Annotated in this window: 24 protein-coding genes and 3 rRNA genes; 24 read left to right on the forward strand and 3 right to left on the reverse strand. The window is 43.7% G+C overall.

Features of this window, described 5'->3' with window-relative positions; translation table 11 throughout:
- The first annotated feature begins 31 nt into the window (after positions 1-31).
- The 21 genes from QUE86_RS08910 (at position 32) to rrf (ending at position 16,428) form a co-directional block, all read left to right on the forward strand.
- The gene (locus QUE86_RS08910) at positions 32-1,975 is read left to right on the forward strand and encodes an AsmA family protein (protein ID WP_130049942.1); all 1,944 of its coding nucleotides are present in this window, start codon (positions 32-34) and stop codon (positions 1,973-1,975) included.
- Between the two features lie 274 nt (positions 1,976-2,249).
- Positions 2,250-2,618 (forward strand): 50S ribosomal protein L14, encoded by a 369-nt coding sequence (gene rplN / locus QUE86_RS08915; protein ID WP_010378257.1) that lies wholly within the window; start codon positions 2,250-2,252, stop codon positions 2,616-2,618.
- A 10-nt stretch (positions 2,619-2,628) separates the two neighbouring features.
- On the forward strand, positions 2,629-2,943 hold the full coding sequence (gene rplX / locus QUE86_RS08920; RefSeq protein WP_036974032.1) for a 50S ribosomal protein L24: 315 nt from the start codon (positions 2,629-2,631) through the stop codon (positions 2,941-2,943).
- A 16-nt stretch (positions 2,944-2,959) separates the two neighbouring features.
- A complete protein-coding gene (gene rplE / locus QUE86_RS08925; protein ID WP_054554390.1) occupies positions 2,960-3,499 on the forward strand; it encodes a 50S ribosomal protein L5 in 540 nt (179 codons plus the stop codon).
- A 10-nt stretch (positions 3,500-3,509) separates the two neighbouring features.
- The gene (rpsN, locus tag QUE86_RS08930) at positions 3,510-3,815 is read left to right on the forward strand and encodes a 30S ribosomal protein S14 (RefSeq protein ID WP_130049941.1); all 306 of its coding nucleotides are present in this window, start codon (positions 3,510-3,512) and stop codon (positions 3,813-3,815) included.
- A gap of 21 nt (positions 3,816-3,836) precedes the next feature.
- Positions 3,837-4,229: a 30S ribosomal protein S8 gene (gene rpsH, locus QUE86_RS08935; protein WP_054554388.1), complete on the forward strand. Its 393-nt coding sequence runs from the start codon at positions 3,837-3,839 to the stop codon at positions 4,227-4,229.
- Between the two features lie 13 nt (positions 4,230-4,242).
- Entirely contained in the window at positions 4,243-4,776 is a 534-nt protein-coding gene (rplF, locus tag QUE86_RS08940; RefSeq protein WP_054554387.1) for a 50S ribosomal protein L6, read from the forward strand.
- 9 nt (positions 4,777-4,785) lie between these two features.
- Positions 4,786-5,136, forward strand: a complete 351-nt coding sequence (gene rplR / locus QUE86_RS08945) for a 50S ribosomal protein L18 (RefSeq protein WP_130049940.1) — start codon at positions 4,786-4,788, stop codon at positions 5,134-5,136.
- Positions 5,137-5,145: 9 nt separating this feature from the next.
- On the forward strand, positions 5,146-5,652 hold the full coding sequence (gene rpsE / locus QUE86_RS08950; protein WP_036974018.1) for a 30S ribosomal protein S5: 507 nt from the start codon (positions 5,146-5,148) through the stop codon (positions 5,650-5,652).
- Positions 5,653-5,655: 3 nt separating this feature from the next.
- Positions 5,656-5,838: a 50S ribosomal protein L30 gene (rpmD, locus tag QUE86_RS08955; RefSeq protein ID WP_016710201.1), complete on the forward strand. Its 183-nt coding sequence runs from the start codon at positions 5,656-5,658 to the stop codon at positions 5,836-5,838.
- A gap of 4 nt (positions 5,839-5,842) precedes the next feature.
- Positions 5,843-6,277 carry a 50S ribosomal protein L15 gene (rplO, locus tag QUE86_RS08960; RefSeq protein WP_054554386.1) on the forward strand — a complete coding sequence of 145 codons (435 nt, stop codon included), beginning with the start codon at positions 5,843-5,845 and terminating at the stop codon, positions 6,275-6,277.
- 10 nt (positions 6,278-6,287) lie between these two features.
- Entirely contained in the window at positions 6,288-7,616 is a 1,329-nt protein-coding gene (gene secY / locus QUE86_RS08965; protein ID WP_036974013.1) for a preprotein translocase subunit SecY, read from the forward strand.
- 22 nt (positions 7,617-7,638) lie between these two features.
- Entirely contained in the window at positions 7,639-7,752 is a 114-nt protein-coding gene (gene rpmJ, locus QUE86_RS08970) for a 50S ribosomal protein L36 (RefSeq protein ID WP_002959476.1), read from the forward strand.
- Positions 7,753-7,880: 128 nt separating this feature from the next.
- Positions 7,881-8,237, forward strand: a complete 357-nt coding sequence (gene rpsM, locus QUE86_RS08975) for a 30S ribosomal protein S13 (RefSeq protein WP_036974011.1) — start codon at positions 7,881-7,883, stop codon at positions 8,235-8,237.
- Between the two features lie 13 nt (positions 8,238-8,250).
- Positions 8,251-8,637, forward strand: coding sequence for a 30S ribosomal protein S11 (gene rpsK, locus QUE86_RS08980; protein WP_036974009.1), 387 nt, complete (start codon positions 8,251-8,253; stop codon positions 8,635-8,637).
- 21 nt (positions 8,638-8,658) lie between these two features.
- On the forward strand, positions 8,659-9,279 hold the full coding sequence (gene rpsD / locus QUE86_RS08985; protein WP_036974007.1) for a 30S ribosomal protein S4: 621 nt from the start codon (positions 8,659-8,661) through the stop codon (positions 9,277-9,279).
- Positions 9,280-9,303: 24 nt separating this feature from the next.
- A complete protein-coding gene (locus QUE86_RS08990) occupies positions 9,304-10,290 on the forward strand; it encodes a DNA-directed RNA polymerase subunit alpha (protein ID WP_130049939.1) in 987 nt (328 codons plus the stop codon).
- A gap of 39 nt (positions 10,291-10,329) precedes the next feature.
- The gene (gene rplQ, locus QUE86_RS08995; RefSeq protein ID WP_004589197.1) at positions 10,330-10,731 is read left to right on the forward strand and encodes a 50S ribosomal protein L17; all 402 of its coding nucleotides are present in this window, start codon (positions 10,330-10,332) and stop codon (positions 10,729-10,731) included.
- A gap of 757 nt (positions 10,732-11,488) precedes the next feature.
- A 16S ribosomal RNA gene (locus QUE86_RS09000) occupies positions 11,489-13,029 on the forward strand.
- 277 nt (positions 13,030-13,306) lie between these two features.
- Positions 13,307-16,189: ribosomal RNA gene (locus QUE86_RS09005) — 23S ribosomal RNA — on the forward strand.
- A 124-nt stretch (positions 16,190-16,313) separates the two neighbouring features.
- Positions 16,314-16,428: ribosomal RNA gene (rrf, locus tag QUE86_RS09010) — 5S ribosomal RNA — on the forward strand.
- The 16S, 23S and 5S rRNA genes sit together here, the layout of an rRNA operon.
- 790 nt (positions 16,429-17,218) lie before the next feature.
- Here the strand turns inward: rrf and QUE86_RS09015 are convergent.
- The 3 genes from QUE86_RS09015 to hslR form a co-directional block, all read right to left on the reverse strand.
- Positions 17,219-18,757: a phosphoenolpyruvate carboxykinase gene (locus QUE86_RS09015; RefSeq protein ID WP_130049937.1), complete on the reverse strand. Its 1,539-nt coding sequence runs from the start codon at positions 18,755-18,757 to the stop codon at positions 17,219-17,221.
- Positions 18,758-19,036: 279 nt separating this feature from the next.
- Positions 19,037-19,882 carry an Hsp33 family molecular chaperone HslO gene (gene hslO / locus QUE86_RS09020; RefSeq protein ID WP_167659201.1) on the reverse strand — a complete coding sequence of 282 codons (846 nt, stop codon included), beginning with the start codon at positions 19,880-19,882 and terminating at the stop codon, positions 19,037-19,039.
- Between the two features lie 12 nt (positions 19,883-19,894).
- Positions 19,895-20,317, reverse strand: coding sequence for a ribosome-associated heat shock protein Hsp15 (gene hslR / locus QUE86_RS09025; protein WP_130052210.1), 423 nt, complete (start codon positions 20,315-20,317; stop codon positions 19,895-19,897).
- A 207-nt stretch (positions 20,318-20,524) separates the two neighbouring features.
- On the opposite strand from hslR, the gene gspC reads away from it, so the two are divergent.
- From gspC to gspE, 3 genes are read left to right on the forward strand one after another with little or no spacing between them, the layout of a single operon-like run.
- Positions 20,525-21,466, forward strand: a complete 942-nt coding sequence (gspC, locus tag QUE86_RS09030; RefSeq protein ID WP_130049935.1) for a type II secretion system protein GspC — start codon at positions 20,525-20,527, stop codon at positions 21,464-21,466.
- A 22-nt stretch (positions 21,467-21,488) separates the two neighbouring features.
- Positions 21,489-23,552 carry a type II secretion system secretin GspD gene (gspD, locus tag QUE86_RS09035; protein ID WP_130049934.1) on the forward strand — a complete coding sequence of 688 codons (2,064 nt, stop codon included), beginning with the start codon at positions 21,489-21,491 and terminating at the stop codon, positions 23,550-23,552.
- Positions 23,545-25,110 (forward strand): type II secretion system ATPase GspE, encoded by a 1,566-nt coding sequence (gspE, locus tag QUE86_RS09040; RefSeq protein WP_286256712.1) that lies wholly within the window; start codon positions 23,545-23,547, stop codon positions 25,108-25,110. Before gspD ends, gspE begins: the two co-directional genes overlap by 8 nt.
- Positions 25,111-25,112: the final 2 nt, after the last annotated feature.

The following is a 25,112-nucleotide window of genomic DNA, read 5'->3' on the forward strand; positions in this document are numbered from 1 at the left end:
GAACATTGTTTGCCCATTTTTAAGGATGATTATGAAAACCTTACTGAAAGTTGTTGGTGTCATTTTCTTATTACTAATTGCATTAGTAGTCGCAGCACCATTCCTCATTCCTACAGACGCGATATTTAATAAAGTATCGGAGCAAGTAGAACAAACCACAGGTCGTAGTCTGACTATTAATGGCGATAAAAAGCTGTCGGTATTTCCATCATTAAAGCTAGAACTGAATGATGTAAACTTTGCCAATATGCAAACTGGTTCGCAAAAAAATATGGCAAGTATGCAGCAACTTGCTATCCGTATTCCTTGGATGTCGTTATTTGGCGGTGAGTTTAAGCTAGATAAATTTGTTATTAACGAACCAACGATTTTGTTAGAAACCGATAAAAATGGTAAAGCAAACTGGCAGCTATTTGATGCGGTTGCAGAGCAACCACAGACTGAGCAGCAAAAGAGTTCTGGTGCCGTTAACTTACCAGATAACTTTGATATTGAGCTTGGTGAAGTGGCAATTTATGGTGGTACCTTTACTTATCTAGACGGTAAAACTGGGGCAAAACAACAGATAAGTGATTTAGAGTTAGCCATTTTATTACCTTCTCTTCGTAAAACCCTTGAGTTAAAAGGCGGTATTACCTATATGGGTGAGCGTTTTGATTTGGATGTAACGCTAGATACACCCGTAAAAGCGATTGAGGGCGAAACCTTTAATGTCAGCACTGAGGTTGATTCACGCTTGATCGATTTGAATTTCAAAGGGGCAATTGCAGAAATGGGTAATGATGTGCAAGGGCTTCTATCTGTCAGTGGTGACTCAGTTAAAAACATTGCGAATTGGCAGGGTGTTGAGCTTAATGCTAAAGAGAATGCTTTCAATGCGTTTAATGTAAAAGGTTCAATGCATTTAAAAGGTGAGCAGTTTAAACTGGCTGAGCTACTTGCCACCCTAGATGAGCTACAAATTAAAGGTAAAAGCGATATTAAGCTTGGCGACCGTTTAGTTGTAAATGCCGATATTGATTTAGGCATGCTTGATTTAAACCCTTACTTACCTGAGGGGGTAGCTAAAGAAGAGCAAGCAGAACCAGCCTCAGATGCGCCAGCGCAGCCAATTGTTTGGGATGATACAACAATTGATATGAGCGGCCTAAATGCACTTGATGCAAATGTTGTTGTGCGTTCAAGTGGTTTAAAAGCAAATGATATTACACTTGGCGAAAACCAGTTAACAGTGAACCTTAAAAATGCAGTAGCTAACATCAGCTTAGATAAGTTTGTTGCATACGAAGGTAATGGCAAAGGTGTAATCACCGTTAACGCTAAGCAAACACCTTATAAAATTAGCACTAACTTTTCTTTAGATAAAATCGATGCACAGCCATTACTTACTGATGCGGCCGGTTTCGATAAGTTAATGGGTAAAGGCTCTTTAAACTGGGATCTAACGACCACAGGTCAAAGTCAAAAAAGCTTTATTAATGCCCTTAACGGCAAGGTGGGCTTTGAGTTTGCAGATGGTGCAGTGAAAGGAGCCAATATTGCAGAGATGGTTCGTAAAGCAAAAGAGCTGATTAAGGGGAATTTAAGTGCGGTATCAGAAGGCCTGGATACTGGCTTTGATAACTCACAACAGACAGACTTCTCAGCACTTAAAGGTAGTTTTGTATTCACAAATGGTATTGGTGAAAATACAGACTTATCTCTATTAAGCCCGCTTATTCGTATTACCGGCTCAGGTAAGATTGATTTACCAATGACCACTGTAGACTACCGTTTAGTGACGGGGATTGTTGATTCAATCGAAGGGCAGGGTACGACAGATGACAGCACTGGGTTTAAAATTCCTCTGCGTATAAAAGGCCCATTCCATGATGTAGGTTATAGCTTAGATGTGAGTGAGGCTGCTAAAGAAGAAGTGAAAGAAAAAGCCAAAGATAAAATAAAAGACAAATTAAAAGGTCTATTTGGAAATTAATAAAATTTAATTAAAGTCAAAAACAGGGCGCATTAGCGCCCTGTTTGTTTTATAATCAATAACAAACCAGCAAGTCGCTGTAATTCCTTAATGCAAGCAGCACGATTAATTCCAAATTAATTAAAAAATAACCTACCACTTCCTTGTCATTGCTGCTACAATTGCCCGCCCTTAAGAGACAACTTGCTTGTTTTTTGAGTGGAATTTAACCGAAATGTCTTGATTTTAAACAGAATTAAGGCGTGTTGTAATTTCTACACCGGAGGTCATTAACATGATCCAAATGCAAACTCAGCTGGACGTTGCTGATAACAGCGGCGCTCGCAAAGTGCAGTGTATTAAAGTCCTTGGCGGTTCGCACCGTCGCTATGCAGCGGTTGGCGATATCATCAAAGTTTCTGTAAAAGAAGCTATTCCTCGCGGTAAAGTGAAGAAAGGTGATGTTAAAAACGCGGTAGTTGTGCGTACTAAAAAAGGCGTTCGTCGTCCGGACGGTTCTTTGATCCGTTTCGATAGCAATGCGGCTGTTATCTTAAATGATAACTTACAGCCAATTGGTACTCGTATCTTCGGCCCTGTGACTCGTGAACTTCGTACTGAAAAGTTCATGAAAATCGTTTCACTAGCACCAGAAGTACTATAAGGAGTCTATCATGGCAGCAAAAATCCGTCGTGATGACGAAGTAATCGTACTAGCCGGTAAAGACAAAGGTAAGCGCGGTAAAGTGCTTTCAGTTGTTACTGAGTCTGGTCGAGTATTTGTCGAAGGCATCAACTTAATCAAGAAGCACCAAAAGCCGGTTCCACAGTTGAACCAAGCTGGCGGTATTGTTGAGAAAGAAGCGTCTATCGACGTATCAAACGTTGCGATCTACAACTCGGAAACGGGTAAAGCAGATCGTGTAGGTTTCAAGATTGAAGATGGTAAGAAATTACGTATCTTTAAATCTACTGGTAAAACTATCTAATAGTTGGAGTAGAATGATGGCGAAACTGCATGAAGTATATAAAGACAAAGTAGTCGCTGAACTTCAAGAGAAGTTTGGTTTCAGCTCTGTCATGCAAGTCCCTCAGATCGAAAAGATCACATTAAACATGGGTGTGGGCGAAGCTCTAGCTGACAAGAAGATCTTAGATAACGCTGTTGCGGATCTAGAAGCAATCTCTGGTCAGAAACCTCTAATCACTAAAGCACGCAAATCAGTTGCAGGCTTCAAAGTGCGTGAAGGTTACCCAATTGGTTGTAAAGTAACCCTACGTGGCGAGCGTATGTGGGACTTTTTTGAGCGTTTGGTTTCAATCGCTATCCCGCGTATCCGTGACTTCCGTGGTGTAAGTGCTAAGTCTTTTGATGGACGTGGTAACTACAGCATGGGCGTACGTGAGCAAATCATCTTCCCAGAAATTGATTATGATAAAGTAGACCGTGTTCGCGGTATGGATATCACAATCACTACTTCTGCGAAAACAGATGATGAAGGCCGTGCGTTGTTAGAAGCGTTTAACTTCCCATTCAAGAAATAAGGGTAGGGTTATGGCAAAGAATTCTATGAAAGCGCGCGAAGCAAAGCGCACTAAATTAGTTGCTCAGTATGCTGAAAAGCGTGCGGCACTAAAAGCTATCATCAGTGATGTAAATACATCTGACGATGATCGTTGGGACGCGGTATTAAAGCTACAAGCTTTACCACGTGATTCTAGCTCTTCACGTCAACGTAATCGTTGTAACGTTACGGGCCGCCCACATGGTTACCTTCGCAAATTCGGCATGAGCCGTATCAAAGTTCGCGAAGCAGCTATGCGCGGTGAAATTCCTGGCCTTAAAAAGGCTAGCTGGTAATAGTATCACGGGAGTAAGACTATGAGCTTGCAAGATCCTATTGCGGATTTGTTTACACGTATCCGTAACGGTCAGTCAGCGAAGAAAGTATCAGTAACGATGCCAACTTCAAAACTGAAAGTAGCAGTAGCTAAAGTATTAAAAGATGAAGGTTATATCGCAGATTACGCTGTAAGCGGTGAAGCGAAGCCTGAGCTTTCTATCGATTTAAAATATTTCGAAGGCAAAGCTGTTATTGAAAATATCCAGCGTGTTAGCCGCCCTGGTCTACGTATCTATAAGAAACGTGACGAATTACCAAAGGTAATGGGTGGTCTTGGTATCGCTATCGTATCAACTTCTAAAGGCCTAATGACAGACCGCGCAGCACGTAGTGCCGGCGTTGGTGGTGAGATCATTGGCTTTGTAGCTTAATCGGAGGGGAACTATGTCTCGCATAGCAAAGGCACCAATCAATGTTCCTGCCGGTGTAGAAGTTACATTAAAAGGCCAGGACATCACAGTTAAAGGCAAAAACGGTGAATTAACTCGTACTATCAACGACGCTGTTGAAGTACAAGTTAACGACAACGTTATTACAACTTTACCTCGTGAAGGCGTAGCTAATGCATGGGCACAAGCAGGTACTGCTCGCGCTCTAATCAACAACATGGTTGTTGGTACGCATGAAGGTTACGAGAAGAAACTTCAGTTAGTAGGTGTTGGTTACCGTGCAGCAGCTAAGGGCAAAGTATTAGACTTAACTCTTGGTTTCTCACACCCAGTGAATTTCGAAGTACCAGAAGGTATTACGATTGAAACACCAAGCCAAACAGAAGTTCTAGTTAAGGGCGTAGACAAGCAGTTAGTTGGTCAAACAGCTGCTAACATCCGTGCATACCGTAAACCTGAGCCTTATAAAGGTAAAGGTGTTCGTTACGCGGACGAGAATGTACGCCGTAAAGAGGCTAAGAAGAAGTAAGGTAAGACGATGGATAAAAAAACAGCTCGTCTACGTCGTGCTAAACGCACTCGTAGAAATTATATTGAACAAGGCACAACGCGTCTTGTTATCCACCGCACGCCACGTCACATTTACGCTCAAGTAGTTACTGCTGAGGGTAATGTACTGGCTGCTGCTTCTACTGTTGAAAAAGCAATTAGCGAAACAGTTAAAGGCACAGGTAACGTTGCAGCTGCTCAAGCAGTTGGTAAAGCGGTTGCTGAACGTGCAGCTGACAAAGGCATCGAAAAGATTGCTTTTGATCGCAGTGGCTTTAAATATCACGGCCGTGTGAAGGCGCTTGCTGATGCAGCGCGTGAAGCCGGTCTGCAATTCTAGGAGTAGACAATGGCTAACGTAGAAGCAAAGCAACAACAGCCTGATTTGGCTGAAAAGCTAATCGCGGTAAACCGTGTGTCTAAAGTAGTTAAAGGTGGTCGTATCTTTAGCTTTACTGCACTAACAGTAGTTGGTGACGGCGCAGGTAAAGTAGGTTTTGGTTATGGTAAAGCACGTGAAGTTCCAGCTGCTATTCAAAAAGCAATGGAAAAAGCACGTCGCAACATGATCAGTGTAGACCTTAACGGTAACACGCTACAGCACCCAATCAAGGGTCGCCACGCGGGTTCTAAAGTATACATGCAGCCTGCTTCTGAAGGTACAGGTATCATCGCCGGTGGTGCGATGCGTGCAGTACTAGAAGTAACTGGTGTACAGAACGTATTGTCAAAAGCATACGGTTCAACTAACCCGATCAACATCGTTCGTGCAACGATTGCTGCTCTAGAGAACATGAATTCTCCAGAGTCAATCGCTGCTAAACGTGGTCTTAGCGTTGACGAAATCACGGGGTAAACCATGGCTAATAAAACTGTAAAAGTAACACAAGTAAAGAGCTCTATCGGTCGTTTACCGAAGCATAAAGCTACATTACGTGGTCTTGGTCTACGTCGTATCAATCACACTGTTGAGTTAGAAGACACAGCATGTGTGCGTGGTATGATTAACCAAGTTTCTTACATGGTAAAGGTTGAGGGTTAATTCGATGCATTTGAATACACTTTCACCTGCTGCTGGTGCAAAAACTGAAAAGAAACGTCTAGGTCGTGGTATTGGTTCTGGTCTTGGTAAGACTGGTGGCCGTGGTCATAAAGGCCAAAAATCACGTTCTGGCGGTAAAGTTCGCGTTGGTTTCGAAGGCGGTCAAATGCCTATGCAACGTCGTCTACCTAAATTTGGTTTCACTTCACGTAAATCATTAGTATCTACTGAAGTTAACCTTTTTGAAATCGCTAAAGTTGAAGGCGATGTAGTAGACGTAAACGCGTTACAAGCAGCTGGTCTAGTTAAAAAGAACATCCAGTTCGTTAAAGTAGTTAAATCTGGCGAAGTTTCACGCGCAGTTACCGTTAAAGGTCTTAAAGTGACTAAAGGTGCTCGCGAAGCTATCGAAGCTGCCGGAGGCAAGGTAGAAGACTAAGGAAGTACTAATGGCTAAACCAGGTCAAGATATGAAAAGTGCACAAAGTGGGCTTTCGGAATTGAAGCGTCGATTACTATTTGTATTAGGTGCTATCATTATTTACCGTCTAGGTTCATTCGTGCCGATCCCTGGGATTGACGCCGCTGTACTTGCCGATTTCTTCGAGCAACAAAAGGGCACCATTGTTGAAATGTTTAACATGTTCAGCGGTGGTGCGCTTGAGCGCGCTTCAGTGTTAGCACTGGGTATTATGCCGTACATCTCGGCTTCGATTATTACGCAACTATTAACGCATATGTATCCGCCGTTTATAGAGCTTAAGAAAGAAGGTGAGCAAGGGCGTAAGAAAATTAGCCAGTACACACGCTACGGCACGCTTGTGCTTGCTACTATCCAATCAATCGGTATTGCTACAAGCTTACCGGGCATGATGGACGGGTTAGTTGTTAACCCTGGTATCGGTTTCTACTTCACTGCTGTAGTGAGTTTAGTAACTGGTACTATGTTCCTAATGTGGTTGGGCGAGCAAATTACAGAACGTGGTATCGGTAACGGTATTTCTGTTCTGATTTTTGTTGGTATCGTAGCTAACCTGCCGTCTGCTATTGGTTCGACAGCCGAAATGGCGCGCCAAGGTGATCTGAATGTACTTGTACTGTTATTGATTGCTGTAATCGTATTCGCTGTTACTTACCTAGTTGTATTCTTTGAGCGTGGTCAACGTCGTATCGTCGTTAACTATGCGAAGCGTCAACAAGGTCGTCAGGTATTTGCTGCTCAAAGCACGCACTTACCACTGAAAGTAAACATGGCGGGTGTTATTCCACCAATCTTTGCTAGCAGTATAATTCTGTTCCCTGGTACAATTGCAAGCTGGTTCGGCCAGGGTGAAGGTCCGGTCGCTGATGTGCTACAAGCAATCGCTACAACGTTGACTCCAGGTCAACCTTTATATGCGATGGTTTTAGCTGCGGCTATTATCTTCTTCTGCTTTTTCTACACCGCGTTGGTATTTAACCCGCGTGAAACAGCAGATAACCTGAAAAAATCTGGCGCATTTATCCCAGGTATTCGTCCAGGTGAGCAGACATCTAAATACATTGATAAAGTGATGACACGCCTGACATTGGCAGGTGCTTTGTATATAACCTTTATCTGTCTGGTGCCCGAATTCATGACTATGGCATGGCAAACGCCATTCTATTTCGGCGGTACATCAATTTTGATTATCGTTGTTGTAATCATGGACTTTATGGCACAAGTACAGACGCATCTGATGTCACATCAGTATGATTCTGTGCTGAAAAAAGCAAACCTTAAAGGCTACGGTCGATAAGGTCATTTTACGGAGTTGAGCAATGAAAGTACGTGCTTCCGTTAAGAAAATATGCCGTAACTGTAAAGTTATTAAACGTGCTGGTGTAGTACGCGTAATTTGCAGTGAGCCTAAGCACAAGCAAAGGCAAGGCTAATTAAACAGTCGTGCAGGCTGAGTTATTTACTCGGCCTGTGTTTTTAGTTGTGATTTGGTCTTCGTTTGAGTATCCTTACGGGCTTTTCAAACAGATGATTACCAAATTCAAATATAGGAGATGTGTTAGTGGCCCGTATCGCTGGCATTAACGTCCCTGATCATAAACATGCAGTTATCGGTTTAACTGCTATTTATGGCATAGGTAAGACTCGCTCTAAGGCTATCTTAGCAGCGACTGGTATCGCCGAGACCACAAAAATCGGTGAACTTTCAGACGAAACACTTGACGTATTGCGTGAAGCAGTTGGCAAGTACACTGTAGAAGGTGACCTTCGTCGTGAAGTTACATTAAATATCAAGCGCCTTATGGACCTTGGTTGTTTCCGTGGCCTACGTCACCGTCGTTCGTTACCACTACGTGGTCAACGTACTAAGACTAACGCGCGTACTCGTAAGGGTCCTCGCAAGCCTATCAAGAAATAAGGTGGGGTAGATTATGGCTAAAGCACCAATTCGTCGTAAGAAGGTTAAAAAGCAAGTTGCTGATGGTATGGCTCACGTTCATGCTTCTTTCAACAACACTATTGTAACAATTACCGACCGTCAAGGTAATGCACTATCTTGGGCAACAGCAGGTGGTTCAGGTTTCCGTGGTTCACGTAAATCTACTCCATTCGCGGCTCAGGTTGCTGCAGAGCGTGCAGGTACTGCTGCTCAAGAATACGGTTTAAAAAATCTAGAAGTTTTCATCAAAGGTCCAGGTCCAGGTCGTGAATCTGCTGTACGTGCTTTGAATGCTGCTGGTTACCGTATCACCAACATCACTGACGTGACGCCAATCCCTCATAATGGTTGTCGTCCACCGAAGAAACGTCGCGTTTAACAATAGGTTAGGAGAAATAACATGGCAAGATATTTGGGCCCTAAGCTCAAGCTGAGTCGTCGTGAAGGTACTGACCTGTTCCTTAAGAGCGGCGTAAGAGCTATCGACTCTAAGTGTAAACTTGAGACTGCACCTGGTCAGCACGGCGCTCGTAAAGGTCGCTTATCTGATTACGGTTTACAGCTACGTGAAAAGCAAAAAGTTCGTCGTATCTACGGTGTACTAGAAAAGCAATTCCGTAACTACTACAAAGAAGCTGCTCGCCTTAAAGGTAATACAGGTGAAAACTTGTTACAGCTTTTAGAGCAACGTTTAGACAATGTTGTATATCGCATGGGTTTTGCTAGCACACGCGCTGAAGCACGTCAGTTAGTAAGCCACAAAGCGATTTTAGTTAATGGTCGTGTAGTGAATATCCCTTCATACGTAATTACTCCAGAAGATACTGTTGTAATTCGTGAGAAGTCGAAAACACAAGCACGTATCATCGCTGCTCTAGAGTTGGCTGAGCAACGTGAAAAGCCGACTTGGGTTGAAGTTGACGGTAAGAAAATGGAAGGCAGCTTCAAGCGCCTACCTGAGCGTTCAGATCTGTCTGCGGACATTAACGAACAACTAATCGTCGAACTTTACTCTAAGTAAAGTTAAGAGTTAAGAGAGGATAAAATGCAGGGTTCTGTTACCGAATTCCTAAAACCAAGGTTAGTCGATATCGACGCTATCAACCCAACGCGTTCTAAAGTAGTTTTAGAGCCATTAGAGCGTGGCTTCGGTCACACTTTGGGTAATGCCTTACGCCGTATACTGTTATCATCTATGCCTGGATGTGCAGTAACTGAAGTAGAAATCGACGGTGTATTGCATGAGTACAGCGCGAAAGAGGGCGTACAAGAAGACATCATTGAAATTCTGTTAAACCTTAAAGGTCTAGCAGTAACTTTAGAAGGCAAAGATGAAGTTTTTCTGACCCTGACTAAATCTGGTGTAGGCCCTGTGACTGCGGCTGATATTCAGCACGATGGTGATGTAACTATCGCCAACCCAGATCACGTTATCTGTCACCTTACGACAGCTAACAGCGAGATCAGCATGCGTATTCGTGTTGAGCGCGGTCGCGGTTATGTGCCGGCATCTAGTCGTTTATCCTCTGATGACGATGAGCGTCCAATTGGTCGTCTGCTGCTTGATGCATCATTCAGCCCAGTTGAACGTATTGCGTACTCGGTTGAATCAGCCCGTGTTGAGCAACGTACAGACTTAGACAAGTTAATCATTGATATGGAAACAAACGGCACTTTAGATCCTGAAGAAGCGATCCGCCGTGCGTCTACTATCTTAGCTGAGCAATTAGATGCATTCGTAGATTTACGTGATGTAACTGAGCCAGAAGAGAAAGAAGAGAAGCCAGAATTCGATCCTATTCTACTTCGTCCAGTTGATGATCTTGAGCTAACAGTACGTTCAGCAAACTGTTTGAAAGCCGAGCAAATTCAATATATCGGTGATTTAGTTCAGCGCACTGAAGTTGAGCTTCTTAAAACGCCTAACTTAGGTAAGAAGTCTCTAACTGAAATTAAAGACGTGCTAGCTTCACGTGGTCTTTCTCTAGGTATGCGCCTAGAAAATTGGCCGCCTGCAAGCCTAGCTGAATAATCTAAATCACTATATTAGTTTAGTTAGAAGGATAGGGTCATGCGCCATCGTAAGAGTGGTCGTCAATTAAACCGTAACAGCAGCCATCGCAAAGCGATGTTCAGCAACATGGCTGGTTCTTTGGTGAAACATGAAATCATCAAAACAACTTTGCCTAAAGCTAAAGAGTTGCGCCGTGTAATTGAACCTTTAATCACACTGGCTAAGACTGACAGTGTAGCAAACCGCCGTTTAGCGTTTGCTCGCACGCGTGATAATGAAGTAGTTGGTAAATTATTCAGCGAAATCGGTCCACGTAATACAGACCGTCCTGGTGGTTACACTCGTATTCTTAAGTGTGGCTTCCGTGCTGGTGATAATGCACCAATGGCTTATATTGAACTAGTTGGTCGCCCAGCGACAAACGAAGAAGTTCAAGAAGACGCGCAGTCTGCAGAGTAAGTCGTAAAGACACCAAAAAGCCGAGCTTATGCTCGGCTTTTTACTTTCTGAAATTCATTTCTAATAAAATAACTCTATCAATCCACAATCATCACCATACCATCTTGAAGCAACTAGCAACTAGCAACTAGCAACTAGCAACTAGCAACAAAGATCACATGTAAAGATCATTACGTTTCTCTTTATTAAGTGAGCCCATCTTTATACAAACTCAAATAAGTTTTTTACTTCTTATATTGTTTAAATAACTCAAATACTGCTAATTTAGTGTGGTTTTTGCACGTTTCGTTCGTATTTTGCGCGAACAGTCATTTTTTTAATAAAAACTGCAAAAAACAGTTGATCTGAATTCGGATCTCCCTATAATGCGCATCCACCGACACGGCGGACTGCTTACAAAAAAGCAAAACGACGAGTTGGTTGAGTCAAGTAAAACTGAGTTTTGAAAAAATAAACTTTTCTCAAAATTAAGTGTTGACAAAAATAACGGCTTGCGTAGAATGCACAGCCCTTGAGACGCGAAAGTATCTCAAACGTTCTTTAACAATATAAAGCAATCATCTGTGTGGGCACTCGTACAGATTGAGTTCTAACAGCAGATTCTAGTTCGCTAGATGACGCAAACAAATTTAGAGTCTCAATTGAACTGAGTGACCAACGGAAACAAGTTTACTTGTTTCAGCACAGTCAATTCGATATCGAAAGATATCAAAATTCAGAATTCATTGAGCATGTCCTTCGGGACAGAAAAAACTTTTAATTGAAGAGTTTGATCATGGCTCAGATTGAACGCTGGCGGCAGGCCTAACACATGCAAGTCGAGCGGAAACGAAGAGGTGCTTGCACCTCTGGCGTCGAGCGGCGGACGGGTGAGTAATGCTTGGGAATATGCCTTATGGTGGGGGACAACAGTTGGAAACGACTGCTAATACCGCATGATGTCTACGGACCAAAGTGGGGGACCTTCGGGCCTCACGCCATAAGATTAGCCCAAGTGGGATTAGCTAGTTGGTGAGGTAATGGCTCACCAAGGCGACGATCCCTAGCTGGTTTGAGAGGATGATCAGCCACACTGGGACTGAGACACGGCCCAGACTCCTACGGGAGGCAGCAGTGGGGAATATTGCACAATGGGCGCAAGCCTGATGCAGCCATGCCGCGTGTGTGAAGAAGGCCTTCGGGTTGTAAAGCACTTTCAGTAAGGAGGAAAGGTTAAGTGTTAATAGCACTTAGCTGTGACGTTACTTACAGAAGAAGCACCGGCTAACTCCGTGCCAGCAGCCGCGGTAATACGGAGGGTGCGAGCGTTAATCGGAATTACTGGGCGTAAAGCGTACGCAGGCGGTTTGTTAAGCGAGATGTGAAAGCCCCGGGCTCAACCTGGGAACTGCATTTCGAACTGGCAAACTAGAGTGTGATAGAGGGTGGTAGAATTTCAGGTGTAGCGGTGAAATGCGTAGAGATCTGAAGGAATACCGATGGCGAAGGCAGCCACCTGGGTCAACACTGACGCTCATGTACGAAAGCGTGGGGAGCAAACAGGATTAGATACCCTGGTAGTCCACGCCGTAAACGATGTCTACTAGAAGCTCGGGTCTTCGGACTTGTTTTTCAAAGCTAACGCATTAAGTAGACCGCCTGGGGAGTACGGCCGCAAGGTTAAAACTCAAATGAATTGACGGGGGCCCGCACAAGCGGTGGAGCATGTGGTTTAATTCGATGCAACGCGAAGAACCTTACCTACACTTGACATACAGAGAACTTACCAGAGATGGTTTGGTGCCTTCGGGAACTCTGATACAGGTGCTGCATGGCTGTCGTCAGCTCGTGTTGTGAGATGTTGGGTTAAGTCCCGCAACGAGCGCAACCCCTATCCTTAGTTGCCAGCGATTCGGTCGGGAACTCTAAGGAGACTGCCGGTGATAAACCGGAGGAAGGTGGGGACGACGTCAAGTCATCATGGCCCTTACGTGTAGGGCTACACACGTGCTACAATGGCGCATACAGAGTGCTGCGAACCTGCGAGGGTAAGCGAATCACTTAAAGTGCGTCGTAGTCCGGATTGGAGTCTGCAACTCGACTCCATGAAGTCGGAATCGCTAGTAATCGCATATCAGAATGATGCGGTGAATACGTTCCCGGGCCTTGTACACACCGCCCGTCACACCATGGGAGTGGGTTGCTCCAGAAGTGGATAGTCTAACCTTCGGGAGGACGTTCACCACGGAGTGATTCATGACTGGGGTGAAGTCGTAACAAGGTAGCCCTAGGGGAACCTGGGGCTGGATCACCTCCTTATACGATTTAGAACTTATTTGTTCGTAGTGTCCACACAGATGATTGTTAGTTAGCTAAACCACTTGGTTTAACTAATTAATATGCTCTTTAAAAATTTGGAAAGCTGATATTAAAATTCTTATAGATATTCGTATCTATAAAGAGTTTTCAAAAGTAAAAATATGCCATTAATCGAAAGATTAATTGGTATCTACTTTAGTATTCTCATCATTATTTGATGAATTAACTTCTGGCGAAGTTAACAGCTGTCACTAACAAAGACCCGTTTGGGTTGTATGGTTAAGTGACTAAGCGTACACGGTGGATGCCTTGGCAGTTGGAGGCGATGAAGGACGTATTAACTTGCGATAAGCCTAGTCAAGCTAGTAAAAAGCGCTTGAGACTAGGATTTCCGAATGGGGAAACCCACCTGCTTGCAGGTATCGTTAACTGAATACATAGGTTAACGAGGCGAACGCGGAGAACTGAAACATCTAAGTACCCGTAGGAACAGAAATCAACCGAGATTCCGGAAGTAGCGGCGAGCGAAACCGGACCAGCCCTTAAGCTTATTATGTGTTAGTGAAACATTCTGGAAAGTTTGACGATACAGGGTGATAGTCCCGTACACGAAAATGCATCTTAAGTGAAATCGAGTAGGTCGGAGCACGTGAAACTTTGACTGAATATAGGTGGACCATCATCTAAGGCTAAATACTCCCAACTGACCGATAGTGAACCAGTACCGTGAGGGAAAGGCGAAAAGAACCCCTGTGAGGGGAGTGAAATAGAACCTGAAACCGTGTACGTACAAGCAGTAGGAGCCCCTCGAGGGTGACTGCGTACCTTTTGTATAATGGGTCAGCGACTTATATTTTGTAGCGAGGTTAACCGATTAGGGTAGCCGTAGTGAAAGCGAGCGTTAACTGCGCGTTTAGTTGCAAGGTATAGACCCGAAACCCGGTGATCTAGCCATGGGCAGGTTGAAGGTTGAGTAACATCAACTGGAGGACCGAACCCACTAACGTTGAAAAGTTAGGGGATGACCTGTGGCTAGGAGTGAAAGGCTAATCAAACCGGGAGATAGCTGGTTCTCCCCGAAATCTATTTAGGTAGAGCCTCGGACGAATACTTACGGGGGTAGAGCACTGTTAAGGCTAGGGGGTCATCCCGACTTACCAACCCTTTGCAAACTCCGAATACCGTAAAGTACTATCCGGGAGACACACGGCGGGTGCTAACGTCCGTCGTGAAGAGGGAAACAACCCAGACCGCCAGCTAAGGTCCCAAAGTCATAGTTAAGTGGGAAACGATGTGGAAAGGCCCAGACAGCCAGGAGGTTGGCTTAGAAGCAGCCATCCTTTAAAGAAAGCGTAATAGCTCACTGGTCGAGTCGGTCTGCGCGGAAGATGTAACGGGGCTAAACTATGCACCGAAGCTGCGGATTCAAACTTTGTTTGAGTGGTAGGGGAGCGTTCTGTAAGCCGTTGAAGGTGTACCGGGAGGTATGCTGGAGGTATCAGAAGTGCGAATGCTGACATGAGTAACGATAATGCGGGTGAAAAACCCGCACGCCGGAAGACCAAGGGTTCCTATCCCATGTTAATCAGGGTAGGGTAAGTCGACCCCTAAGGCGAGGCCGAAAGGCGTAGTCGATGGGAAACGGGTTAATATTCCCGTACTTGGTATAATTGCGATGGGGGGACGGAGCAGGCTAAACAAGCATGGCGTTGGTTGTCCATGTGAAAGTGAGTAGGTTGAGAGTTTAGGAAAATCCGGACTCTTAAGACTGAGACACGAGACGAGCACCCAAGGGTGTGAAGTTGTTGATGCCATACTTCCAGGAAAAGCCTCTAAGCTTCAGATTATACCGAATCGTACCCCAAACCGACACAGGTGGTCAGGTAGAGAATACTAAGGCGCTTGAGAGAACTCGGGTGAAGGAACTAGGCAAAATCGTACCGTAACTTCGGGAGAAGGTACGCTCCTATCTGTGATGAGACTTGCTCTTTAAGCGGACGGGAGCCGCAGTGACCAGGTGGCTGGGACTGTTTATTAAAAACACAGCACTGTGCAAAATCGCAAGATGACGTATACGGTGTGACACCTGCCCGGTGCCGGAAGGTTAATTGATGGGGTTAGTTTTCGGACGAAGCTCTTGATCGAAGCCCCGGTAAACGGCGGCCGTAACTATAACGGTCCTAAGGTAGCGAAATTCCTTGTCGGGTAAGTTCCGACCTGCACGAATGGTGTAACCATGGCCACGCTGTCTCCACCCGAGACTCAGTGAAATTGAAATCGCAGTGAAGATGCTGTGTACCCGCGGCTAGACGGAAAGACCCCGTGAACCTTTACTACAGCTTGGCACTGAACATTGAACCTACATGTGTAGGATAGGTGGGAGGCTTTGAAGCAGAGACGCTAGTCTTTGTGGAGCCGTCCTTGAAATACCACCCTTGTAGTTTTGATGTTCTAACGTTGGTCCCTAATCGGGATTACGGACAGTGCCTGGTGGGTAGTTTGACTGGGGCGGTCTCCTCCCAAAGAGTAACGGAGGAGCACGAAGGTTGGCTAAGTACGGTCGGACATCGTACGGTTAGTGTAATGGTAGAAGCCAGCTTAACTGCGAGACAGACACGTCGAGCAGGTACGAAAGTAGGTCATAGTGATCCGGTGGTTCTGAATGGAAGGGCCATCGCTCAACGGATAAAAGGTACTCCGGGGATAACAGGCTGATACCGCCCAAGAGTTCATATCGACGGCGGTGTTTGGCACCTCGATGTCGGCTCATCACATCCTGGGGCTGAAGTCGGTCCCAAGGGTATGGCTGTTCGCCATTTAAAGTGGTACGCGAGCTGGGTTTAGAACGTCGTGAGACAGTTCGGTCCCTATCTGCCGTGGGCGTTTGAGAATTGAGAGGGGTTGCTCCTAGTACGAGAGGACCGGAGTGAACGAACCGCTGGTGTTCGGGTTGTCATGCCAATGGCACTGCCCGGTAGCTACGTTCGGAACTGATAAGCGCTGAAAGCATCTAAGCGCGAAGCAGGCCTCGAGATGAGTTCTCACTAGACTTTTAAAGTCTCTGAAGGGCCGTTGAAGACTACAACGTTGATAGGCAGGATGTGGAAGTGGTGCGAGCCATTAAGCTAACCTGTACTAATTACCCGTGAGGCTTAACCATACAACGCCAAACGCGTTTTATGACAGCGTAACAGACAGAAGTTAAGAAACTAAAGTAGACATTTACTTGATATCAGAATTCCGAATTTTAGTTGATTGCCAAGGCGATTAACGACCCAAATTTGCTTGGTGACAATAGCGTTTTGGACCCACCTGACCCCATGCCGAACTCAGTAGTGAAACGAAACAGCGCCGATGATAGTGTGGCATTTGCCATGTGAAAGTAGGACATTGCCAGGCTCCAAATTAAAGAAAGCCCGATTCGAAAGAGTCGGGCTTTTTTGCGTCTGGAGATGTCAGCTTTCAGCTGAAATGTGGGGTTGTCCTGTACAGAGACTCCCTCAGCAACAAAACCCTGTAGGAGGCACGTCAGTGCCGAGTTCAGCCCATAACCAACACATTCATGGCTAAAGCCATTCCTATGTGTTGCGTATCTCAGGTGCCAGACATTAGATGGCAGTTGATCTACAGGATTGTTTGGTACTTCAGAGTGTTCCTCAGCAACAAAACGAGTAGGAGGCACGTCAGGGTCGAATCTAGGCCATAACCAACACATTCATGGCTAAAGCCATGCCTACGTGATGCGTATCTCAGATGCCAGACATTAGATGGCAGTTGATCTACAGGATTGTTTGGTACTTCAGAGTGTTCCTCAGCAACAAAACGAGTAGGAGGCACGTCAGTGCCGAATCTAGGCCATAAGCAATATATTCATGGCTAAAGCCATTCCTACAACGACACTTTCCCTAGAGCCTATATGGCTTATCCTAACTCGCTAACTTTACTCTCACAATTCGCTAACTCATAACCCAAAAACAAAAACGCCAGCATATAGCTGGCGTTTTTAATCTGAAGGTAAGCTTGGTATCAGACCAATCCGCAATAATACTTAATCATTTTGAGGGATTAAACCTGTCGCTATCTGCGTTAAAAATTTCTGATTTAGAACAACTAAATAACGAAATTTTTGCCTTGCTATCAACGAGGTTTTATTGCCTCAAAATAGATCACTTAATTAAGCGAATTGGTATTAAGCTTTTGGACCTGCTGATTTGATTGCTTCTGAAACATCGTATTTTGCAAAGTTTTCAGTGAAGTCAGATGCTAGTTTGTTTGCGTATTCTGCGTACTTCTCTTTATCTTCCCATGTGTTGATTGGGTTAAGAAGCTTACTGTCTACACCAGGAACTGAAACTGGTACATCTAGGTTTAGAACATCGATGTGTTGAGTTTCAACATCAGCTAGTTTACCTGATACGATTGCATCAACTACAGCACGTGTAGTTGGGATATCGAAACGTTGACCAGTACCGTAAGGGCCACCTGTCCAACCTGTGTTAACTAGGTAAACTTTAGCGCCGAATTCACGTACACGCTTCATTAGAAGCTCTGCATAAACGCCTGCAGGGCGTGGGAAGAATGGAGCACCGAAACATGTTGAGAATGTAGACTCTATGTCGCTTGTTGAACCGATTTCAGTTGAACCTACTTTTGCAGTGTAACCGCTTAGGAAGTGGTAAGCTGCAGCTTCTTCAGTTAGTACTGAAACTGGTGGTAATACACCGCTCACGTCACAAGTTAAGAATACAACCGCTTTTGGCTCGCCAGCACGGTTTTCTACTTTACGTTTTTCAACGTGCTCTAGAGGGTAAGCTGCGCGGCTATTTTGTGTAAGGCTTGTATCATGGAAATCTGGTACACGGTTTTCGTCAAGTACAACGTTTTCTAAGATTGTACCGAAGCGAATTGCATTCCAAATAACAGGTTCATTCTTTTGCGATAGGTCGATACATTTAGCGTAACAACCACCTTCGATATTAAATACGCTACCAGGTGCCCAACCGTGTTCGTCATCACCGATAAGGAAACGAGTAGGATCCGCAGATAATGTTGTTTTACCTGTTCCAGATAGACCGAAGAATAAAGCTGTGTCGCCTGCCTCACCTACGTTTGCAGAGCAGTGCATTGGTAATACACCTTTTGCAGGAAGTAGGAAGTTTTGTACAGAGAACATTGATTTTTTCATTTCGCCTGCGTAGCGCATACCAGCTAGTAGTACTTTACGTTGTGCGAAGTTGATGATTACAGTGCCATCACTGTTTGTGCCATCACGCTCTGGGTCACATACAAATGAAGGTACGTTCATTACCTGCCATTCTGGGAAGTCGGCAGTATTGTATGTTTGTGGTTCGATAAACATGTTTTTGGCAAAAATATGATGCCATGCAGTTTCTGTTGTAACTACAACTGGTAAATAGTGCTCAGGATCAGCGCCAACTTCTAGGTGAGAGATGAAGTGGTCTTTGCTTTTCACGTGTTCTTCTACACGTGCCCATAACGCATCAAACTTGTCTGCATCGAATGGGCGGTTTACGTTGCCCCATTGGATTTCGTTTTCAGTGCTTGGCTCTTGAACAATAAAACGATCTTTTGGAGAGCGGCCAGTGCGTACACCGGTTTTAGCAACAAAAGCACCATTAGCGGCTAAAGTCCCTTCGCCACGACGAATAGCGTGTTCGACAAGTTCAGCTGCTGTAAGATCAACAAAACTAGTAGCGTTTGCAGTCATGTTTATACCTAAATTGTGAGAGATTGAACGGGATAGCTCTGGGGTTCTTAGTTTTCCCTTTTGCTAAAAGAATAGTAACAGAAGGATTAGGGATATTCGAGTGTCTGAAGGGCCTAAAAAGGCATATATTTGGCAAAAAACATGAATAATTTCAATGATACCGGTGTCATAAAATGGCGCTTTTTCATGACACCGGTATCATTATTTTTGATAATTTTTTTTAATAAAAAAGCCGCATCGAATGCGGCTTTAATACAATAATATTTTTAATTGGGTGTATCAGTTAAAAATAGCTTTAATATCCTGTTCGTTAAAAATGTAATCTTTTAAGCAGTAATGGCAGCTAATTTTTACTTCGCCGTTTGCTTTTACATCGGCAAGTAACTCTTCTTGACCTACATTCACTAACGCAGCAATTGTTTTATCTCTGCTACAGCCACAACGGAAACTAATAGATTGTGGCTCGAATAATTGAGGGTTATCTTCGTGGTAAAGTCTGGTTAAAACTGTATTTGCATCTAAACCCAGTAACTCTTCATCTTTAATAGTGTTGCTGATAGCTTCAAGATGAGTGAAGTCTTCAACAGATTTTTCCTTATTCACAGGTAATACTTGTAAGAATAAGCCAGCTGCTTTTGCTGTGTCTGCTGTTACTTCAGTTGCAAACCAAAGACGTGTTTTTAACTGTTCTGATTGCTCAAAATAGTTCTCTAGGCATTTATCTAAGCTATCGTGCTCTAAAGGTACAATACCTTGGTATCGCTCACCTTTAGTAGGCGTAATTGTAATAACCATATAGCCATTACCAATTAAGTCTTTTATTGTGCTTCCTGTCACTTCACCTTGTAGACGTGCTATGCCTCGCATGTTTTGTTTATCGTCACCATTAATTACCGCATATTTAACAGGGCCATCGCCTTGTAGTTGAACGGCAATTTCACCTTCAAACTTTAAAGTAGCTGTTAATAAGCAGGTAGCAACAAGTAATTCACCTAATAAGGTTTGCACAGGTGCTGGGTAATTATGGTTTGCGATCATCTCTTGATAAGTGTTTTCAATTTGTACGAGTTCGCCACGTACATCGAGCTGATCAAATATATAACGATGAAGTAAATCTTGTTGCATGAGTTGCATTACCTAACTTGATTTCATTTTTAACAGTTCACGTCTTTGCTTTTTATCTGGTTTACGATCAGGATGTGGAGCAAAGAAGCTGTTGTTCTTACGGGCGATAGCATTTGCTTCGCGTTTCTCAATACTAGCTTGAGTTTCTTGATATAAGGTTTGTGCAATGGGGGCACCTTGACGTTTTTCAAGGATCTTTTCAATTGTCACGACCTTTTCGTCTACCCCTTGTAGCAGTTTAACTACAGCACCGACTTCAACAATTTTGCTGGGCTTGGTACGTTGTCCATTATAATGTACTTTGCCACCTTGCACCATGTCTCGTGCGATTGAGCGGGTTTTATAAAAACGTGCAGCCCATAACCACTTATCAAGGCGTACGTTTAATTCATCTTGCTTGTCTTGCGACTTATGAGTGTTACCTTTTGACACAATTGTGCTCTTTGAAAGCTGCTTATATATAGGCAAAATTTACCATGAAACTTAATCACAAATAAACAGTCGTAGTAATTCCTTGCAGCCCACTGTTCGTCGAATTTACCTTGTTTACAAAGTTTAATATAAGCGCGCTTGTTGAATGAAAAATGAAAAGGTACTATAGGCCAGCTATCAAGCAGTAAATTAAAATAAGAAATAGAGTTTATGGATCAACACTTACAACAAGTTAAACAGTTTTTGAACGGCTTACCTCATGCCAAGCTAAGTGCATTTGTAGTGCTGTTAGTTGTTGTTTATATTGCTTTTTTATCATCCAAGCTATTTTGGCTTGTATGGCCGGAGCCCGATACAAGAGCACTGCCTGTAACAGGTGTTAACACCATGGCAAAGCGAGCAGAGACTGTAAGCTCACGTCAAATTATCGAACAGAATTTATTCGGCAAAGTTGTTGTCGAAGCTAAAAAACCTACCTCAAAACAAAATCAAGTTATTAACAACGCCCCTGAAACTCGCCTAAGTATTAACCTAACCGGTATTGTTGCGGTAAGCCAAAATGACCAAGCTGGCCTTGCAATAATCGAATCTCAAGGCAAGCAAGAAACATATGTTGTTGATGATGCAATTAAAGGAACTCGCGCAAAGCTAGCTCAAGTATTACCCGATCGAGTAATTTTAGATGTTAGCGGTCGTTTTGAAACTTTGATGCTGGATGGACTCGACTTTACGAAAACAGTTTCTATGCCCGTATTGGCAGAGCGTAAAGAGTCAGAATTAACCGCAGGTCCGCAGCTTGTCGAAAATAGTGAAATAAATGCGACTGAAGATGAAGAAATAAAAGAAGCGCTTATCGAAACGCGTGAAGAAGTATTAGACGATCCCGGTAAATTATTTGACTATATTCGCGTCTCTCAAGCGATGGTTGATGGTGAGTTAGTGGGTTATCGTTTAAGCCCAGGTAAAGATCCTGCTTTATTCAAGCAGATGGGATTAATGAATAATGATTTAGCTATTGCGATTAATGGCTATCAATTAAATGATTTGAAACAGGCAATGTCAGCAATAAACGAATTACGAAATAGTACTGACGCAAGTATCACTATCGAACGCGATGGTGAACAAATTGATGTGCAATTTAGCCTGCAATAACTAGCTTTGGAGTTTTTATAGAATGGTTCACGCGCTACACCTCACAAAAATCAAAAAAGGGTTAGCTAAATATGCAGCGCTTTTTTTATTAACAGGATTATCGCTTTCAGTTTCAGCTGTTGAGTATGCAGCTAATTTTAAAGGCACTGATATTAATGAGTTCATTAATATCGTAGGTCGGAATTTAAATAAAACCGTTATTATTGACCCAAATGTGCGCGGTAAAGTAAACGTGCGCAGTTACGAGCTAATGGACGAGAAGCTTTATTATCAGTTTTTCTTAAATGTACTCGAAGTTTATGGTTATTCAGCTGTTGAGATGGATAACGGTATTATTAAAATTGAAAAAAGTTCTGATGCTAAAAAGTCGAATGTACCGCTGATCACTGAAGATAACCAAGCCAGTGGCGATATGATGGTGACACGTGTGGTACGTGTTAAAAACGTAAGTGTACAAGAGCTTGGTCCTCTAGTTCGTCAATTTAGTGACCAAAAAGATGGTGGTCACGTTGCAAACTTTAATGCTGCGAACGTGATGATGTTGACTGGTCATGCTGCTTCAGTTAACCGCTTAGTAGAAATTATTCGCTCTGTTGACCAAGCAGGTGATAAGCGTGTAGATATTGTACAGCTTAAATTTGCTACCGCAGACGACGTGGTATCTGTTGTTGAGAATATTTACAAAGATGGTGGCAAGGGAAGCGTTCCTGAGTTCTTAATTCCTAAGGTTGTTGCTGATGGTCGTACTAACAGTGTGATTGTCAGTGGAGAGGCGCAAGCACGTACTCGTGCTGTTGAATTAATTAGCCGCTTAGATGGTGAGTTAGAGAACCAAGGTAATACTAAGGTTATCTATTTAAACTACGCAAAAGCTGAAGACCTTGTAAAAGTACTGCAAGGTGTGAGCAAAACATTAGCCGAAGATGCGCAAGGTGGTGCGACTAAAACTCGTTCTCGCAACCAAAACGAAACAAGCATTGAAGCACACCCTGATTCAAACTCTCTGGTTATTACTGCGCAACCAGATACGATGCGCTCACTTGAACAAGTGATAGAACGTCTTGATGTACGTCGAGCACAGGTACTTGTTGAAGCTATCATCGTTGAAGTGTTAGAGGCTGATGGTATCAACTTAGGCTTGCAGTGGATTTCAGAGCAAGGCGGGATGATGCAGTTCAACAATGGTACAACAGTACCTGTTGGATCATTGGCAGTTGCTGCTGAGCAAGCTCGTGATAAAACGATACAAAAAACGATTACAGGTAATGAGACTGGTAATACGACTCCTTATGAAGAAACCGTTGAAGGTGATCTGGGGCCTCTCGGACAACTGCTTGGCGGTATCAATGGTTTAGCAATGGGTATTGTTAAGAACGACTGGGGTGCAATTATCCAAGCTGTTTCAACGGATACTAACTCTAATATTCTTGCTACGCCGTCTGTAACGACCATGGATAACGAAGAAGCGTCAATGATTGTTGGTCAAGAAGTACCGATTATCACAGGCTCGCAAACAGGCTCAAATAACGCTAACCCATTCCAAACAGTTGAACGTCAAGAAGTAGGTGTAAAGCTAAAAGTTACACCACAAATCAATGACGGTTCAGCGGTTCAGCTAACGATTGAACAAGAAGTTTCCAGTGTAAGTGGTGCTACTGCGGTAGATATCTCAGTGAATAAACGTGCAATTAAAACCACGGTTATGGCTGATGATGGTGGTATGGTTGTACTAGGTGGCCTGATTGATGAAGACGTGCAAGAAAGTGTCTCTAAAGTACCGTTATTAGGTGATATCCCGGTACTTGGTCATTTATTCCGCTCAACCAGCACTAATAAGCGTAAACGTAATCTGATTGTATTTATTCGTCCTACCATTGTGCGTGATGGCATTAGTATGAATAAGTTGAGCCACTCTAAATATAACTTTATCCGTGGCGAACAACACAAACAAAAAGAAGATGGTATTGATTTAATGCCGTTGACGGATGCACCAATTCTTCCTGAATGGAATGATGCCTTGGTATTACCGCCAACTTACGAAGAATATCTAAAGCAACAAAACGCGAATGAGCGCAACGATGACTAATGCAATTACAGAAATCAATGATGAGTTTGCACCCGATGTGCCAGCAAATCATGATGAGCTGCTAACAAGCGATGATCTTGTTAGCTTGCCAACCAAGCGTTTGCCATTCTCGTACGCGCGTCGTACAGGTGTATTATTAGGTAAAGATCAGGATAACTGGACTGTGTATTACCGCGGTGAGTTAGACGTTGATGCATTACTTGAGGTACGACGTATCGCGGGTCATGGTTTTTCACTAGAACAATTACCAGATGACAAATTTGAGTTGTTGCTAGAGGCCTCATATCAGCGTGATAGTTCTGAAACGCAGCAAATGATGGAAGATATCGGTAACGAAGTGGATTTATTCTCGCTTGCAGATGAATTGCCGCAAACTGAAGATCTACTTGCTGGTGATGATGATGCGCCAATTATTAAACTAATTAACGCTATGCTGAGCGAAGCGATTAAAGAAGGTGCGTCGGATATTCATATCGAAACCTTTGAACAAGAGCTAGTGATTCGCTTTAGGGTTGATGGGGTATTAAAAGAAGTATTAAAGCCAAATCGTAAACTCGCCTCATTGTTGGTGTCGCGTATTAAGGTTATGGCAAAACTAGACATTGCCGAAAAACGTATACCTCAAGATGGCCGTATTAGTTTACGAATTGCTGGTCGTGCTGTTGATGTGCGTGTTTCTACTATGCCATCAAGCTTTGGTGAGCGTGTTGTACTGCGTCTACTTGATAAAAACAACGCACGGCTGAATCTTGAAGATTTAGGTATGACTGAGCGTAACCGTGAATTGTTTGCTGACTTAATCAGTAAGCCCCACGGTATTATCTTAGTAACCGGTCCAACGGGTTCTGGTAAAAGTACCACTTTGTATGCAGGCATGAGCCAAATTAACTCGCGGGATCGTAATATCCTCACTGTTGAAGATCCAATTGAGTACGAGATCCCAGGGATTGGTCAAACGCAAGTCAATACTAAGGTTGATATGACCTTTGCACGTGGCTTACGTGCCATCCTTCGTCAAGACCCTGATGTAGTAATGGTTGGTGAGATCCGTGACCTTGAAACGGCACAAATTGGTGTGCAAGCTTCATTAACTGGTCACTTGGTTATGTCGACACTGCATACTAATACGGCTGCTGGTGCTATCACACGTATGGAAGACATGGGCGTTGAGCCTTTCTTACTATCATCATCGTTATTAGGTGTATTGTCACAACGTCTAGTACGTACTTTATGTAATAGCTGTAAAGAAGGTCACATTGCCGATGAGCGCGAATGTCAGTTATTGGGGGTCAACCCTGCTGAGCCGCCAACAATTTATCGTGCCGTAGGGTGTGAAGAGTGTAACTTTAATGGTTACCGTGGCCGTACTGGTATTCATGAATTGTTGGTTGTTGATGAAGCAATTCGTGAAATGATCCACAGTGGTAAAGGCGAGCAAAGTGTTGAAAAGTATATTCGCAAACACAGTCCAAGCATTCGTCAAGATGGTTGTAATCGTGTGTTAGCGGGTCGCACTACCTTAGAAGAAGTCTTGCGTGTAACACGTGAGGAAGGTTAATC

The organism is Pseudoalteromonas apostichopi, assembly GCF_030297135.1.
GTDB lineage: Bacteria > Pseudomonadota > Gammaproteobacteria > Enterobacterales > Alteromonadaceae > Pseudoalteromonas > Pseudoalteromonas apostichopi.

Bases quoted from the DNA above. Each gene is read 5' to 3' on its own strand.
- rplN (WP_010378257.1), top strand. From the start codon at position 2,250: ATGATCCAAATGCAAACTCAGCTGGACGTTGCTGATAACAGCGGCGCT.
- rpsD (WP_036974007.1), top strand. From the start codon at position 8,659: ATGGCAAGATATTTGGGCCCTAAGCTCAAGCTGAGTCGTCGTGAAGGT.
- QUE86_RS08990 (WP_130049939.1), top strand. From the start codon at position 9,304: ATGCAGGGTTCTGTTACCGAATTCCTAAAACCAAGGTTAGTCGATATC.
- rplX (WP_036974032.1), top strand. From the start codon at position 2,629: ATGGCAGCAAAAATCCGTCGTGATGACGAAGTAATCGTACTAGCCGGT.
- gspE (WP_286256712.1), top strand. From the start codon at position 23,545: ATGACTAATGCAATTACAGAAATCAATGATGAGTTTGCACCCGATGTG.
- rplE (WP_054554390.1), top strand. From the start codon at position 2,960: ATGGCGAAACTGCATGAAGTATATAAAGACAAAGTAGTCGCTGAACTT.
- gspD (WP_130049934.1), top strand. From the start codon at position 21,489: ATGGTTCACGCGCTACACCTCACAAAAATCAAAAAAGGGTTAGCTAAA.
- rplQ (WP_004589197.1), top strand. From the start codon at position 10,330: ATGCGCCATCGTAAGAGTGGTCGTCAATTAAACCGTAACAGCAGCCAT.
- rplO (WP_054554386.1), top strand. From the start codon at position 5,843: ATGCATTTGAATACACTTTCACCTGCTGCTGGTGCAAAAACTGAAAAG.
- rpmJ (WP_002959476.1), top strand. From the start codon at position 7,639: ATGAAAGTACGTGCTTCCGTTAAGAAAATATGCCGTAACTGTAAAGTT.
- rpsE (WP_036974018.1), top strand. From the start codon at position 5,146: ATGGCTAACGTAGAAGCAAAGCAACAACAGCCTGATTTGGCTGAAAAG.
- QUE86_RS08910 (WP_130049942.1), top strand. From the start codon at position 32: ATGAAAACCTTACTGAAAGTTGTTGGTGTCATTTTCTTATTACTAATT.
- rpmD (WP_016710201.1), top strand. From the start codon at position 5,656: ATGGCTAATAAAACTGTAAAAGTAACACAAGTAAAGAGCTCTATCGGT.
- rpsK (WP_036974009.1), top strand. From the start codon at position 8,251: ATGGCTAAAGCACCAATTCGTCGTAAGAAGGTTAAAAAGCAAGTTGCT.
- hslO (WP_167659201.1), bottom strand. From the start codon at position 19,882: ATGCAACAAGATTTACTTCATCGTTATATATTTGATCAGCTCGATGTA.
- gspC (WP_130049935.1), top strand. From the start codon at position 20,525: ATGGATCAACACTTACAACAAGTTAAACAGTTTTTGAACGGCTTACCT.
- QUE86_RS09015 (WP_130049937.1), bottom strand. From the start codon at position 18,757: ATGACTGCAAACGCTACTAGTTTTGTTGATCTTACAGCAGCTGAACTT.
- secY (WP_036974013.1), top strand. From the start codon at position 6,288: ATGGCTAAACCAGGTCAAGATATGAAAAGTGCACAAAGTGGGCTTTCG.
- rplR (WP_130049940.1), top strand. From the start codon at position 4,786: ATGGATAAAAAAACAGCTCGTCTACGTCGTGCTAAACGCACTCGTAGA.
- rpsN (WP_130049941.1), top strand. From the start codon at position 3,510: ATGGCAAAGAATTCTATGAAAGCGCGCGAAGCAAAGCGCACTAAATTA.
- rplF (WP_054554387.1), top strand. From the start codon at position 4,243: ATGTCTCGCATAGCAAAGGCACCAATCAATGTTCCTGCCGGTGTAGAA.
- rpsH (WP_054554388.1), top strand. From the start codon at position 3,837: ATGAGCTTGCAAGATCCTATTGCGGATTTGTTTACACGTATCCGTAAC.